Source organism: Vibrio genomosp. F10 str. 9ZD137, assembly GCF_049974785.1.
In the GTDB taxonomy this organism is placed as follows: domain Bacteria; phylum Pseudomonadota; class Gammaproteobacteria; order Enterobacterales; family Vibrionaceae; genus Vibrio.
In genome coordinates this window covers 1-241 of record NZ_JBNGCJ010000334.1, presented here as the reverse complement: position 1 = coordinate 241, position 241 = coordinate 1, and the positions used below count along the sequence as shown (strand labels likewise).

Here is a 241-nt window from a genome sequence, read left to right as displayed (position 1 = left end):
GTTCGATTCCCGCTGCACGCTCCAGCTCACTTTTGTTGCTGATATAGCTCAGTCGGTAGAGCGCACCCTTGGTAAGGGTGAGGTCCCCAGTTCAAATCTGGGTATCAGCACCAGCTCTACAACGTAATTATTTCCTTTTGAATTATACATTATCACCAATTTTTTTTGGTTACGTGGTCATTAAGCCACTTTAATCTGTACCTAGAGGGACACACAATGTCTAAAGAAAAATTTGAACGTA

The 241-nt window shown here is 42.3% G+C and carries 1 tRNA gene; it reads left to right on the top strand.

The window, feature by feature from the left end:
- Positions 1-37: 37 nt before the first annotated feature.
- Positions 38-113 (top strand) — tRNA-Thr (locus ACP45E_RS07010).
- The last annotated feature ends 128 nt before the right edge of the window (positions 114-241 follow it).